The 13,676-nt window shown below is 68.4% G+C and carries 11 protein-coding genes and 3 pseudogenes; 5 read left to right on the top strand and 9 right to left on the bottom strand.

Going from position 1 to position 13,676, the window contains the following annotated elements:
• On the bottom strand, positions 1-642 hold a 642-nt coding region (locus BIV25_RS39145; RefSeq protein ID WP_143076784.1), incomplete at its 3' end, for an IS5 family transposase.
• 910 nt (positions 643-1,552) lie between these two features.
• Here BIV25_RS39145 and BIV25_RS39140 point away from each other — a divergent pair.
• The 3 genes and pseudogenes from BIV25_RS39140 to BIV25_RS48390 all read left to right on the top strand — a co-directional run.
• Complete coding sequence (locus BIV25_RS39140) at positions 1,553-2,008, top strand: DUF4232 domain-containing protein (protein WP_071377315.1); 456 nt, start codon at positions 1,553-1,555, stop codon at positions 2,006-2,008.
• 454 nt (positions 2,009-2,462) lie between these two features.
• Positions 2,463-4,304, top strand: a complete 1,842-nt coding sequence (locus tag BIV25_RS39135) for a serine protease (protein ID WP_256257107.1) — start codon at positions 2,463-2,465, stop codon at positions 4,302-4,304.
• Between the two features lie 138 nt (positions 4,305-4,442).
• Positions 4,443-4,622, top strand: a pseudogene (locus tag BIV25_RS48390) (Helicase associated domain protein); the annotation flags it as partial.
• A 116-nt stretch (positions 4,623-4,738) separates the two neighbouring features.
• Here BIV25_RS48390 and BIV25_RS39125 read toward each other — a convergent pair.
• The 4 genes from BIV25_RS39125 to BIV25_RS39110 form a co-directional block, all read right to left on the bottom strand.
• The gene (locus BIV25_RS39125; protein ID WP_071377313.1) at positions 4,739-5,314 is read right to left on the bottom strand and encodes a transcriptional regulator; all 576 of its coding nucleotides are present in this window, start codon (positions 5,312-5,314) and stop codon (positions 4,739-4,741) included.
• A 197-nt stretch (positions 5,315-5,511) separates the two neighbouring features.
• Complete coding sequence (locus BIV25_RS39120; RefSeq protein WP_071377312.1) at positions 5,512-7,086, bottom strand: DNA-binding transcriptional regulator; 1,575 nt, start codon at positions 7,084-7,086, stop codon at positions 5,512-5,514.
• Positions 7,083-7,610 carry a GIY-YIG nuclease family protein gene (locus BIV25_RS53695; protein WP_256257106.1) on the bottom strand — a complete coding sequence of 176 codons (528 nt, stop codon included), beginning with the start codon at positions 7,608-7,610 and terminating at the stop codon, positions 7,083-7,085. The genes BIV25_RS39120 and BIV25_RS53695 overlap by 4 nt, the downstream gene beginning before the upstream one ends.
• Positions 7,611-7,612: 2 nt before the next feature.
• Positions 7,613-7,816, bottom strand: coding sequence for a helix-turn-helix domain-containing protein (locus BIV25_RS39110; protein WP_071377311.1), 204 nt, complete (start codon positions 7,814-7,816; stop codon positions 7,613-7,615).
• Positions 7,817-8,124: 308 nt separating this feature from the next.
• Between BIV25_RS39110 and BIV25_RS39105 the strand changes: the two genes are divergently transcribed.
• Positions 8,125-9,840, top strand: coding sequence for a zeta toxin family protein (locus BIV25_RS39105; protein WP_256257105.1), 1,716 nt, complete (start codon positions 8,125-8,127; stop codon positions 9,838-9,840).
• 48 nt (positions 9,841-9,888) lie between these two features.
• Complete coding sequence (locus tag BIV25_RS39100; protein ID WP_071377310.1) at positions 9,889-10,233, top strand: hypothetical protein; 345 nt, start codon at positions 9,889-9,891, stop codon at positions 10,231-10,233.
• On the opposite strand, the pseudogene BIV25_RS49870 reads toward BIV25_RS39100, so the two are convergent.
• The 4 genes and pseudogenes from BIV25_RS49870 to BIV25_RS39085 form a co-directional block, all read right to left on the bottom strand.
• Positions 10,234-10,391: pseudogene (locus tag BIV25_RS49870) on the bottom strand (IS5/IS1182 family transposase); the annotation flags it as partial.
• An 82-nt stretch (positions 10,392-10,473) separates the two neighbouring features.
• Positions 10,474-11,667, bottom strand: a complete 1,194-nt coding sequence (tuf, locus tag BIV25_RS39095) for an elongation factor Tu (RefSeq protein WP_071377309.1) — start codon at positions 11,665-11,667, stop codon at positions 10,474-10,476.
• A 782-nt stretch (positions 11,668-12,449) separates the two neighbouring features.
• Positions 12,450-13,349 (bottom strand): transposase, encoded by a 900-nt coding sequence (locus tag BIV25_RS39090; RefSeq protein ID WP_256257104.1) that lies wholly within the window; start codon positions 13,347-13,349, stop codon positions 12,450-12,452.
• Between the two features lie 134 nt (positions 13,350-13,483).
• A pseudogene (locus tag BIV25_RS39085) lies at positions 13,484-13,676 on the bottom strand (alpha/beta hydrolase); the annotation flags it as partial.

Raw genomic sequence — 13,676 nt, 5'->3', positions numbered from 1 at the left:
CACCCACCTGCGCGGCAGCACCACGAACCCGGTGGTGTCGTCGGAGCGTTTCACGATCTCAAGGGTGAGCTTGAGCTTCTCGGCGGCCCAGTCGACCAGGCGGCCCGCGTAGCCGGAGTCCGCCCAGACGAGGCGGATGGAGAAGTACTCCTCGCGCAGCCGGGTGAGCAGCGGCACCGCGGCGTGGCGGTCCTGCACGCTCGCCGCGGTCACCAGCACCGCCAGGAGAAGGCCAAGACAGTCCACCACCACGTGCCGCTTCCTGCCCGCCACGTTCTTCCCGCCATCCCATCCCGACGTTGACCTGGGGATATTCGCCGCGGCCCGCACCGACTGCGAGTCCACGATCGCCGCACTCGGATCCACCTCGCGCCCTTCCCTGACGCGCACGCGGTCACGCAGCCGGTCGTGGAGCTCGCCGAGCAGGCCGGTCACCTGCCAGCGCCGGGCGAAGGCGTGCACCCGCTTGAACGGCGGGAAGTCCGCAGGCAGGTTCGCCCACTTGATCCCGTTGTCGACGACGTACCGCACGGCGTCGAGCATCACGCGGTGGCAATATCCCTCCGGCCGCCCGCCCCGTCCCTGAAGCCAGGCTGGCACCGGCAGCGAACGGCGCATCTCCTGCCACTCGGCCTCCGTCATGTCCGAGACGTAGCACGGGATGCGGTCTGGGTGGTCTGCCGCATTCCCGAACCGGTGCGCGAGGCAATCACACAGCGACACGCGGGAGTTGGACGTGACGGACACACTCACGCAAGACTGAGACAACAGGGCCTCCGGAAGCTCGGGCTGACTCGCATCCCCGAGCTACCAGGAGGTCCTGCCTTCATGCGCTGGCCCCGGCGTGATCACCCGATCGGGAACCCCTGTTCGATCCGCAACTCTGCTGAGTGGAATGCGGATGGCTTCTGAGGGATGGGCAGACTGCTGCTGGGACACTACGGAGGGGTTCATTCCCCGTCGGGAGTGGAAGACCTTCGAGTGGTGACTGCGCTGCCCCTTGGCGTTGTCCTCACCGGGCGTGCCTCGATCCGGCCTCACGCTCGTCCGACTGTCTGGCCCTCCACCGCGCGGGCGACATAGCCGCTGAAGGTGCGGCCGGCGAGATCCGACCAGCGGACCGCCAAGGCGTGGGCCACATCGCGATGGACGGCGGAGGGCCCAATGCCGTCGTGCGCCGGGCGGCAAGCGAGGAGCTTGTGGAGGGAAGGTTGCTCGCGGGCGAGTCGGGGGAGTCGGGGGAGTTGGACCTCACCATCGACGACACGGGTGTCCACGCGTCCGCGTCACAGGGTGCCGCTTCGGGGGAACCCTCGCGGGGGCGAATGCATCTCCCTGGCCGGGGGGCAGGAGTGGTGGCACCCGGCCTCCGCAGGGTCGCTTCCCAGGGGGAGTTCTCGTGGCACGGCGGACAGCGACAGTCTCCGCTATCAGCCTGACGGTGATGGCGGCTGCTGTGGCGTGCGGTCCAGCGCATCCGGACGCCAGGAAGCCGGGCGCCGAGCCGTCGTCCCGGGCGACGGCGGCGACCCCCGGCCGGGGACGGACGAGTGTGCCCCCCACAGCCTCGGCGGGAGCCGCATGCGGGACCGCGCAGCTGCGATGGAAGCTGACACTCCTCGCCGACAAGCCGAGCAAGACGCCGACGGCTCTGCTGAGCGCGACCAACACCAGCACCGCACCCTGCGCCTTCGATGGCTATCCGAAGGTGCAGGCGTACGCCGGCAAAGGCCCTGCCGTCTGGTCGGAGCCGAAAGCCAAGGCGCCCGTCCGGCTGGTGTTGAACCATGCCAAAACGGTGGACTTCCCGCTCTTCTACCCGGCATCCCCTTCCGCGGACGGTTCCTGCGCCATCCCGGTCGACGACGCCCCGCGCATCGAGGTGCTGCCACCGCACCCCGCGTCCACCGACTATGGCGCTTCGCTGCAGATCACCGACCCGCGCGGCCGGCATGTGACCCCGGTGTTCTGCGACACCATTCACGTGGGCGCACCCCGTCCGCGGTAGGCGGCGACAAAATCTGCACATACGTTCGACTGTTGTGCGATCATGATGCCAACGGTGACCGCTGACCATGGTCTACCGGGTGCCGTCTCACGGGGCGGCAGGAATGCATCGGGGGGTGCGCTGTGCGCTGCACTGGATCATGGGGACGTCCCTGCCTGTCCACGCGTGAGGGCCCGCTCGTCGGACGGCCCGAGTCGGACGGTCCGACGAGCCTGTCATCCGTCATGACGCCCGACGCACCCGAGCGGCGACCACGATCAGCCGCCACGGCTGAAACGCCGACACTCCGCTCCGTGGCGAGGGACTGAACTTCCCGCCGGCAAGACCTGGCCGTGCACTCCGCGCCGGCCGTCCATTCTGTGCGTGGCCCGGACTCGTCGAGCTCTCCGGCCTGCCCGACCTGGAGCAAATTAACTTGTATAGTACACGAATATCTCTGAGGAGTGTGTTCGCGTTGTGCGCCGCACTTCTGCTGGGCAACGCCGCCGTGGCCCGAGCCGCCACACCTGCCCCGGCTCCCACCAGACAGGTGACGGCCAAGCCGAACCGCACCGACCACACGACGGCCGTCGCGAGCTCTTCGGTGTCCGTCACGCCTTCGTCGACCAACAGCGGCAGTTGGACGGTTCAGGACGCCATCCGGTTCTGGACGCCCCAGCGCATGGCCTCGGCCACGGACCCCTCGGGTCGCATCGCGCAGCCGCAGGGCTGGACGGCGCCGCGCCGGAAGCGATCCGTCGCCACCGGGATCAACGGCGAGCACTTCGACGGCATCAAGTCCGTCGGCACGCTCTTCACCACCACGAGCGACATGAAAGCCCATCACTGCACGGCCAGCGTGGTACGCAGCCCAGGGCGCAACCTCATCCTCACCGCCGGGCACTGCCTCGGCAGTAACGCGGCGTTCGTGCCCAAGTACGACAACACCAAGTCGGCGGGCGACCAGCCGTACGGCATCTGGCCGGTCGGTGAGTGGTTCCGCGACTCGCAGTACGCCTCGGACCGGAGCGCCAACTCCGACCTGGACTTCGCCTTCGCGAGCCTGAAGGAGAACGGCGGGCGCAACGTCCAAGACGTCGTGGGCGCCAACACCCTGGCCCGGACACCGGGATTCGTCAACCAGGTGACCGTGATCGGCTATCCCATGGTCAAGTACGACTCGCAGGACCGCGCGTTCCACTGCCTGAATGTCTGGACGACGCCGCTGCCGGCCTACAACCAGATGCAGATCGACTGCGCCGGCATGTGGGGAGGGGTCTCCGGCGGACCGTGGTTCTCCAAGTTCGACGCCTCCGGCGACACCGGCGAGATCATCGGTAACGTGGGCGGCTTCCTGCAGGGCGGTCCCGATGTGAAGACCGACAATCCGCTGTACAACCGGATCACCTACAGCCCGCTGCACGGCGACCGGTTCTTCCAGGACTACGACGACGCCCAGCAGGGCCTGCACACCGACCACGGCCCCTACCACCAGCCGCCCCTGCCCTACTCCATGGGCAGCGGCACGACGTGGGAGCACGCCAAACTGATGGCCGCCGGCGACTTCAACGGCACCGGCCACAGCGACCTGATCGTGGTCTGGACCGACGGCGAGGCCACCCTCTACACCAACGACGGCCAAGGCCACTTCATCACCGAACGCCAGTTGGTCGTCCCCCACTCCATCTGGACCAACGCGGAGACCATCACCGCGGGCGACTTCACCGGATCGAACCAGTTCGACCTGATGGTCCGCTGGTCCGACGGCGAGGTCACCCTCTACGGCGACGTCGGCACCAACGGCCTCAACGTACCCGGCACGCAGATGGTCAAGCCCCACACCATCTGGGAGAACGCCACCCAGATCGCCGCAGGCCGTTTCGGCTCCTCGACCTACGTCACGGACCTCATGGTGCGCTGGTCCGACGGCGAACTCACCCTCTACACCAACGTGGGCGCCGGAGGCTTCGGACAAGAACACCAGTTGCAGGAACCCAAATCCATCTGGACCGACGCCACACTTCTGACCGCCGGCGAGTACTCCGGCAACCAGAAATGGGACCTGATGGTGCAATGGTCGGACGGCGAACTCGACAACTACGTCGGCACCACGACCTCCGCCCTCGGCACCGAGGCACGCATCCAGAACCGCAACGAGCTGTGGACCCACAACACAGTCATGACGACCGGCGACTTCACCCCCAACCACCGCACCGACGACCTCATCGTCCGCTGGTCCGACGGCGAGACCACGATGTACGCCGACACCGGCATGAGCACCCTGGGCACCGAGCACAACCTGGTTCCCAAAGCCTGAGAAACCGGTCCGAGCCCATGGGACCGGTTGAGTGCGGTCGGCACCATCCGCCGCGCCGTGCTCAACCGGGACCTGTCCTCAGCCGGGGCCTCCGCCAGGCCCTTTCGGGCCCGCACCTGTCCACGCCGTGGTGACGCGGCCGCCCGGCAGTTCTACGAACGCGAGGCACACCTCCGGGTACCGAGGAAGCACGTCGAGACGATCGTCGGCGAGGACCAGGAAGAGCGGGAGCTGAACCTGGGCTCCTGGATCGGGAACCAGCGGAGCAGGGCCGCGACCCCGGCGATCGTGCACCAGACCCAACCGCCGCCCCCCTGAAAGTACTGGCCCGTTCCGCCATCCATGGCTAGCGATCCCGACCGTTCACCGTCGGAAGCAGCAGGGCGAGGGGAAGCCGACTCCGGGGGCACTGGGGCGGTGCGCGGCCTGCAGACTCAGGCCGCAAAGCCGATGTTTGTCACGTATTCGTACTGGCCCCACTCAGAGCCGAGGTCGACCACGGCGTCACTCACCCAGGCGCCGTCCAGCGCTTCATCGTTGTCGTCAGCCCAGGCCTCGACGATGCGGTCCCAATGACGCACGTTGAGCGTTCGGAAACTGAGTTCCCGTTGACGCGGCCTCGACACTTGGGACTGGTTGAGCGGATGAATCTCCACCCGGGTGCCCCTGCCCTCACGATTGAGGCGCGCGAGCAGGTAGCGGGAGACGTTGTGTCGGCGCACCGCTCGGTAGGCGGTCTCGACGCGCTCCAGGTTCTTCTTCGAGGGAGCGCGCTTACCGTCCTGCCACGCCTTGAGTGTGCGGTCGGTGACGGTGAGGCCAGCCTCGCGGGCCATCTGACGCGCGTGGTCGGTGCGGGTGAGGTAGTTCAGACGTGCGAGCAGGCCGCGGCGTGCCGTGATCGGCGTGGCGATGAAGTTGGCGAGCGCATTGAGCTGGCGGGCGACGGCCTGGTGTCCTTTGATGCCGCTCGCACCGTATTTGCCGAACTCGATGTTCCTCTCCGGCACCTTCGTCTCCTCTGCCTGCGCGTAGTCGGCGGAACCTCACACGCGCGTATCTTCTGGTCAAGAATACCGGGCTCTGACGTGCGGAAGTGCAGTGTCACGATTTCTGAAGCCCTGCGGATGTAAAGGAATTGCACCGTGCCCTGCTTCGACGTCGCTCATTTTGAAGCTGCACCTCGTCCGCTCTCTTGCGACAGTTTTCAGTCGTCCGTGTCGGTGTGCGTCCCGACGGTGTACAGGTCCTTGACCTTCACCTCGGTGACGCCGCGGCCCTCGGGGAACACGGCCCGCCAGTCGCCGATGACGTGCAGCTCGTCGGTGCCCATCGCGCGTACGACCATCAGGCCCTCGTCGTAGGCCCGGTGCGCCTTGAGCCACAGGTTCACGAATGCCTGGCTGCGGATGATGTGCATCCAATCGGTGCGGTAGATCTCGCGGTTGAAGTTGGACTCGCCCAGGGTGGAGACGAACTTGGAGTACATCGCCTTCACGTACGCCAGCGTCACCTCGTCGTTCTCGGCGATCGCCTTGTCCCGGGCGTCCTTCATCGCCACGCGGAACTTCTCCAGCAGGCCCTCCGTAGCTCCGGAGGTCCAGGATTCGTGGATCTCCGGCGGCTCGCACAGGCCGTACTTCGGGCCGGACAGGCGCAGCAGCAGGCGCAGCGTCGGCTCGGTCACCCACAGCGGGCCGGGTTCGTCACGGTTGCCGATCGGGTTGGGCAGCACCGCCTCGTGCTCCCACGCCGACGGGGTGATCAGGTGGAGGCCGGCGCGGCGGCGGTCGTGGTGGTTGCCGGTGGAGTGCTGCAGCTGACCGAGCGGCAGCCAGGTCTTGAGCGCGCTCAGGTAGGCGCCGTTGATGTCGAGAGCGGTCACCTGGTGCTCGCCCGGCGGGAGTTCGGGCCTCGTCCATTTGGGGCGGGCCTCCCAGATCTGGTCGGCGCCGCGGGCACTTTGCTTGCGCAGGATGTCGGGCAGCCACGGGTGAGCGACGACGTCGTACCGCCCGCCCCTGCGGGTGGCGTCGAGCAGCGCCATGGCGTCCGGGATGGCTCGCTTGAGCAGCGCTGCCGTGGCATTCTCGACGTCGCCGGCGTGCTCGGCCACTGCTTGTGTCACGGCCTGGCCGATCAGGTCTGGTGTGGCGTCGGCCGGCTGTGCCCGGCGCCCGACGGGAACGATTTTGACGTTCTGGCCGGTCCCGGTGCGACCGGCGGGACGCGGCCGCCGGGGTGTTCCCTGCTGGTCCTCAGCAGCGTTGGCCGCTGGTTCCGCCGCGGAAGCGGCGGGTTCGGCAGGGGCGGCAGGGGCGGCAGGGGCGGCAGCAGCCGAGCAGTCGGCGGGTTCGAGGTGCTGGGGAAAGCCAGCGACCTGGTGGCTGGCCGGATTCCCGCACAACACACAGGGCTGCGGCTCTGGAAGAGCCTCTACCTCGTCGGCTCCGGCGTCCTCCGCCGGAACCTCGGCTTCATCCTCGACTTCGGTCTCGGCAGGGATGTCGGTGTCCTCGGCTGCCGCCGCTGCGTCCTGGGCCTTCAGTCGGGCGCGTGCCTTGTCGAGGAAGTACGCGTACTTCTCCCTGAGTTCGCCTTTCGGGTCTCGGCCTGACTCCCAGCCGCCGACCGTGGACGGGCTCACGCCGAGGACCTGCGCCACCTGCGCGCGGGACAGGTTCAGCCCCTCCCGCAGGCTGCGCCTCTCCTCCGCCGAGGGCAGAGGGACTTCCTGGCGGGCACCGGCCACCAGGGCGTCGATGGACTCGAAGTCACTCACGAGTCCTCCCGGACGCCGGGCTGGGCTTTCAGGTGGGCGATCTGGCTGCCCACGTGACTCGCCAGGATCGCCGCAGCCTTGTCCGGGCCGCCCGCTTGCTGCACCAGCTCACCCAACTCGACGGGCACGAGCGCCGCCTGCCGCTTGCCTCGGCTGGTCAGGAAATAGGCGCGGCGCAGGAGGCGTACGGACGTGAGGAGTTCGGAGAGGTTCTTCTTGGCGTCCGCGACGGCCACCTCGTCCTCGCCCAACTGGGGCGGGCCGGGCGCCCAGGGCGAGCCTGCGCGGTTGAACGGTGTCGGTTCGGTTGCGATGGCGCGCGCCTCAGCGGCCTCGGCGGCTCCGCGGGTGTCGTGCCACTCCAAGCTCTTGGTCTCCACAGCGGGCCACCACGGCTTGGTGGCGGCGTGGGATACCCAGCGCGCCTCTGGGTCGTGCGTGATGCCGATGTAGAGCAGCGAGCCGTCGCCGTCGTACAGGCGGTAGAGGGCGGTGTGCTCGTCGACCAGGTGAGAGTGCAACATCGTCAGCCCTCCGTCGCGAGCAACTTGCGTCCCTCGATGATGATCCGGCGGACGGTCTCTCGGCTGTATCCGGTGGCTTCGATGATGTCCTTCTGCGGCATCTGATCCGCCGCCTGTGCAAGGGCTTTGGCGCGCGCGACTTCGGCGCCGGCGAGGGCTTCGTCGTAGTCCTTGCGGATCTTCTTCACGTCATCCTGGGTGGCCATGCCGCCATTATGCCTCACAAGCTAGGCCTATCGTATTTGCCACGCCTAGCACATTGGGCCTACTCTATTAGGCATAGTCGCTCGTCGCGGCACCGCGGGCTCAGACAGCCGCCGCCAACCGCACCCGCGAGCCGCCCCAACCGCCCTATGTGTTCGTGGAGGAGAACGTGAGTTCATCGCCCCACTGCCGTTCCGGGTTTCTCCTCCCAGACGCAAGCCCTGCCGGGTCTCGCGAAGAATCCCAGGTCAGCGACTGGTCCAAGGAGGTCCTGACCAACACCGTCCCGCCCAGCGTCTTGGGGGGCGCGGTGCCCCAGACCCGCCCGGTGGTGGTGTACGTCCTGGGGCAGCCGGGCAGCGGCAAGACCACGGTCATCGACCTCGTGCACGCCGCGCTGACGGCGCGGGGCGGGGCGGTGCGGGTGGACCGCGACACCTACAAGAACGTCCACCCCCGCTACGGCCGGTACCTGGCCGAGGACGTGCGCACTGCCGGGGTGCGCGTGCGGCCGGAGACGTACCGGTGGCAGGCCGTTGTGGAGGCCCGGGTACGCGAGGGCCGCTATGACACGGTGGTGGAGGTACCGGTGTCCCGCCCGCAGGAATTCCTCGCCAGTGTGGCCGCGGACCGGCAGGCGGGCTGCTGGGTGGAGGTCGTTGCCTTGGCCGTGTCCTGGGCGGTCAGCCAGTCCAGCACCCTGGAGCGGGACCTTCGCCTTATCCAGGAAGGCCGAGCCCCCAGATACGTCTCCTGGGACAACCACGACACGTGCGCCGACGCTCTGGTGCCGACCCTCGCCGCGGTGGAGGCCGGGCACCTGGCGGACCGGGTGTTCGTCATCCGACGTGGCACGGAGGCGGCGCTGGACGTCGTCTACGCCAACGAGCTCGGCCCCGGCGGACGGTTGCTCCGCCCGGCAGACGCGGCAGGCGCGGTGCTCACCGAGTGGCGCCGGCCGTGGAGTGCGAGGGAGACGGGGCGGGTCCGCCGTCAGCTCGCCGCCGCCGAGCGGCGCCTGGCCGACCCCGCGCTGCCGGAGGACTGGGCGCTTGCGCTGAGCCGCACCTCTGAGCGCGCCGCCGCGCTGGCCAAGCCGGTCCGGCGCATCGCGCAGCCCCGCCGGGAGGCGCCCGGGGTGGACTACCACCGGCTCTCCGTCGAAGAGCACAAGTGGATATACGACGAGCTGATCGTGCCGTCCCAGGGGCCTATCACCCCGCAGGAGCAGCCGGTCGTCATCTACGTGCTGGCCCAGCCGGGCGCCGGCAAGTCGCGAGCCGCCCGGATGGTCCTGAACAGCCTGCGCGATCCGTCCCACATCACGGGCGAGATCTTCAAGACGGCGCATCCGGACTACCTGCGGCTGCTGCGCGAGGAGCCGCGCACGGCCTCTGCGCGGATCCGTCCCGACTACCGGACCTGGCAGGCCTGGTACGAGGATCACGTGCGCCGGTGCCGCGGGGACGTGGTCGTCGAGCTCACCCCCGAGAGCCCTGCCCAGTTCGTGGCCCGCGCTGCGGCGGACCGGCAGGCGGGCTACCGGACGGGGCTGGTGGTCCTGGCGGTCCGCGAGGCCGACTCCCGCCAGAGCACGGCCACCCGCTACGCCCAGGTGAGCCGGCTGGGCGGGGCCCCGCGGTTCACCACGGTCGCCGGGCACGATGCCTCTTTCGCCGTCCTGCCCGCGACGGTGGCACTGGCCGAGCAGATGTCCGTGGTCGACGAGGTGATGGTGATGCGGCGCGACACCCACCTCTTGTACCGCAACCGCCTGACCGACCAGGGGCATTGGAGCCGGAGCCCCGCAGGTGACCTCGCCGTGATCGGGGAGCATTACCGCCCCTACACCGAGGCGGAGGCCGCGCAGTTCTGGGCGAACCAGCGCTGGCTGCATGCGGCGATGCCGCAGTACCGCGACGATCTCGTGGCGATCGCCGGGCTGGCGTGCCCGCTGATGCCCGCCCAGCGTCCGCAGCAGCTCGGTACTCCTGCCCCCGTAGCCGCGCTGCCCGTGCCCGTCTAGGTCCGTCTAGGTCCTGTCCGGCGATCACGGCGTCGTAGGCTCCAGGACATGCACAGCACCCTGACGGAGCACGCCCGGTGTCTCTACGGAGACGAGTACCGCCCCACGCCGGAGTGCGACCAGGAACACCGGGAGCACTACTTTGTTGAGGAGCTGACCTTCGCGGACGCGGATGAGATCCTCGCCATGCTGCGTGAGCTCAGTCCGCACGTGGTTGACGGTCAGTTGCCGGTCTGGGTCCGGAATCTGGCCTATCGGCTGGTGCTGTTGCAGCGGCCGGACGAGCCGCCGCTGATGCGTGAGGCTGCCGAGAACCTGTGGCTTCACGGACCGGACTGGGACGACATCGCGGCAGGCCTGCAGAGGCGGGCCGATGCCCTGGAAGCTGGCTGATCACTGCTTGAGCCAGAAACGGATCGAGGCCACGGCGACAGTGCCGTGGAGGACATAGGCGCGCTTGTCGAACCTCGTGGCCACGGCCCGTTTTTCAGGGCATTGATCGTCCGCTCAGGCCCGCCACGGCGACTGTGACTGACCGCGCCAGTTGGCCGCTGGCGCGCTCAGTCCGATGAGGGTCTTTCGCCCTTGCGCCTGCCGGTCTAGGGCAGGGCGACCAGGGGTGGGCGCGGTCCCCTATTTGTTGATCTTGGTGACTTGGCCGGCGCCTACGGTGCGGCCGCCTTCGCGGATGGTGAAGCGCAGACCCTCCTCCATCGCGACGGGCTGGATGAGTGACACCGTCATCTCGGCGTTGTCGCCGGGCATGACCATCTCCGTGCCCTCCTTGAGGGTCACGACTCCGGTGACGTCGGTGGTACGGAAGTAGAACTGCGGGCGGTAGTTGTTGAAGAAGGGGGTGTGCCGGCCGCCCTCGTCCTTGGACAGGATGTACGCGGTGGCCTCGAACTCGGTGTGCGGGGTGACCGAGCCCGGCTTGATGATGCACTGGCCGCGTTCGACGTCCTCGCGCTTGATGCCGCGCAGCAGCAGGCCGACGTTCTCGCCGGCCTGGCCCTCGTCGAGCAGCTTGCGGAACATCTCGATGCCGGTGACAGTGGTGGAGGTCTTCTCCGGCTTGATGCCGATGATGTCGACGTTCTCGTTGACCTTGAGGACACCGCGCTCGATGCGGCCGGTGACGACCGTGCCGCGGCCGGTAATGGTGAATACGTCCTCGATGGGCATCAGGAACGGCTTGTCGACGTCGCGCTCGGGCTGCGGGATGTTCTCGTCGACCGCGTCCATCAGGTCCTCGACGGACTTGACCCACGTCGGGTCGCCCTCCAGCGCCTTCAGGGCGGAGATCTTGACGACCGGTGCGTCGTCGCCCGGGAACTCGTACTCGTTGAGGAGTTCGCGTACCTCCAGCTCGACGAGTTCCAGGATCTCCTCGTCGTCCACCATGTCGGCTTTGTTCAGGGCGACCACGACGTACGGCACCCCCGACTGGCGGGCGAGCAGGACGTGCTCCTTCGTCTGTGGCATCGGTCCGTCGGTCGCGGCGACGACCAGGATGGCGCCGTCCATCTGGGCCGCCCCGGTGATCATGTTCTTGATGTAGTCCGCGTGGCCCGGACAGTCGACGTGGGCGTAGTGGCGCGCATCGGTCTGGTACTCGACGTGCGCGATCGAGATGGTGATACCGCGCTGGCGCTCCTCAGGAGCCTTGTCGATGTCCTCGAACGGCGTGTACGGGTTCAGGTCCGGGAACCGGTCGTGCAACACCTTCGTGATCGCCGCCGTCAGCGTCGTCTTCCCATGATCGACGTGACCGATCGTGCCGATGTTCACGTGCGGCTTGGTCCGCTCGAACTTCGCCTTCGCCATGTGCTGCCTCCTCACGCCTGGCGGGCGGTGCGCAACTGCGTACCGCCCGCCGGCTCTGCTTTCCGATGGACCGGTGCACGAGTGCGGTACCGCTCAGCGCCGAACCACTCCATAGCCCACGACCACCAGTAACCGCACCCGCACACTTGGTGATCATAAGGCGGCTCGCTGCGGGCGTACGCCGATAACCCGACACCCACCCTGCAAGGTGATGTGGAAGGGGATCACCGAAGCCGCGATGTCCTGACCGGGCGCGCGAACGGCCAACCGAAGCGCACAGTGGCCAACCGGCGCACTCAGTCACAGCGGCCGTTCCGGCATCATTGGGCTTGGCGTGACAAACGCGATAACCGAGGCGGTGGGGCGGGACGGCCGCGCCCTCCTCGCCGAGTACGACGCGGGCACCTGGTGCCCAACGGCTGGGGAGCAACTGCTCGCGGAGGGGCTGGCCCGCTCCCAGTGGGGGCGGCACGGCCTTCCGGGCTGCGCTGCGCGAGGTATCGGACGGGGCCAGGGGCGGCCGCCTGGTTGACGTACCTGACTCGGCCGCCGTTGTCCTGGAGGCCGTCGATGTGTCGGCTGCCCGGTCGGCAGTGCTCGCCCCGCGCCAGCTGGTCGACGCGGTCGCTGACGGCTGTGCATCGGGCTGCTGACAGGAATCTCGGCGCCGGCTCAGGCGGTTTCGGGAAGGTTGCCGACCCAAAAACAGGTCTTCACTAACGAGGTTGTGAGCGAATGAGCTCGGGACGTGCTGGCCTTGGAGGTTCGGCTGGTGGGGTGATTCAGCAGGCCACCGAGCTGACGGGCACGAGTTCGGTGCTCGGCTTGCTGCGGGTGGCACGTTGGGCGGGGCGGTCGGAGACGAGGCCGGCGATGGCCCGGTGGGTGGCCGGGTAGTGCTCGCGGCGTCCGAGGAAGTGTTGCAAGGGACGCCACTGCTTGTGCTCGGCGTTGGCGTGCTCGACGCAGATCCGGGCCGAGGACTGCTGGCGCCGCCGCTCACGCCACGCGTACTGCTCGCCCAGAGGCGCGTCCTCCCTCGGTTTCCTCGGAGGCGCGCTGACCTGGTCGGGGAACTCGTTGGCCAGGCCCCGGTAGCCCTCGTCGACCTCGGCCTTCACCTGCGAATGGAGGCGGAACTGCCCGGCGATGCCCTCAGTGCGCACGGCAGTCTGGTCGTGCATGTGGCCGGGTCGGTCGGCCCCGGACCATATGCGGCCCTGGCCGTTACTGATGGTGGTGGTCTTGCATGTGTTCTGCTTTTTCTTCCCGGAGACGAAGGCGCAGCGTCCCGGACGGTGGGCCTGGGGGCGGCGGACCTGGGTTTCGGTGCCGTCGATCCGCAGCTTCACGTTCTCGGCTTCGGCGTAGGCGAACACGTCCGCCAGCGTGCGCAGCCGCAGTCCGGGCCGGTCGGGGACAGCGAAGCCGCGCTCGGCCAGCAGCGGACGGATCTCACCGACTGCGCGGGTGATGGTGGATCGCTCCAGGCCGTATAGCTCCGCGAGCGCGGCGTGCGGGAGTTGGTGGCGCAGGTGGACCAGTGCGACCAGCACCCGATCGGTGAAGACCAGGTCATGCCTCGGCCCGGCCCCCGGCTGCTGCTTGCGTTTCCCGCCGCGCCGCTGGTGCAGCGCGGACTCACACCACGCGGCCCAGGGACCGGCCAACTCCTCGTTCAAACTGCCGAGATGTGCACGGGAGATACCCGTGAAGGCAGGATGGGACAAGGCTGCACGGGCCCATTCCTTCGTCGTCACACACGAGGAACCCGTGCGGCTGCCCCCACGTCACGCCGTTGGTTCCCGCAGTCCCGTTATTCCTGGCCCCGGTCTGCCAGTGCGGTCGCTGTAGCGACGGCGAAGGCTCCCGGGTTGTCCAGCATGATGTTGTGCCCGCAGTCCGGGATCCGTACCACGGCCACCCCTGCCTCGGCGAGCGCGTCGGCGCCCGGGAGCGGGCCGTCGGCCTCGGGAAACAGGTAGGCGCGGGGGATATCCAAGTCCAGC

This window comes from Streptomyces sp. MUSC 14, from assembly GCF_001866675.1.
Classification (GTDB): domain Bacteria; phylum Actinomycetota; class Actinomycetes; order Streptomycetales; family Streptomycetaceae; genus Streptomyces.
Note: the sequence above shows the minus strand (reverse complement) of the source record. Positions and strands in the feature narration are given on the sequence as shown.

What these genes read in the sequence shown, in the direction of transcription:
- BIV25_RS53695 (WP_256257106.1), bottom strand. Translation starts at nt 7,610, where the DNA reads ATGTTGCACTCTCACCTGGTCGACGAGCACACCGCCCTCTACCGCCTG.
- BIV25_RS39110 (WP_071377311.1), bottom strand. Translation starts at nt 7,816, where the DNA reads ATGGCCACCCAGGATGACGTGAAGAAGATCCGCAAGGACTACGACGAA.
- BIV25_RS39100 (WP_071377310.1), top strand. Translation starts at nt 9,889, where the DNA reads ATGCACAGCACCCTGACGGAGCACGCCCGGTGTCTCTACGGAGACGAG.
- tuf (WP_071377309.1), bottom strand. Translation starts at nt 11,667, where the DNA reads ATGGCGAAGGCGAAGTTCGAGCGGACCAAGCCGCACGTGAACATCGGC.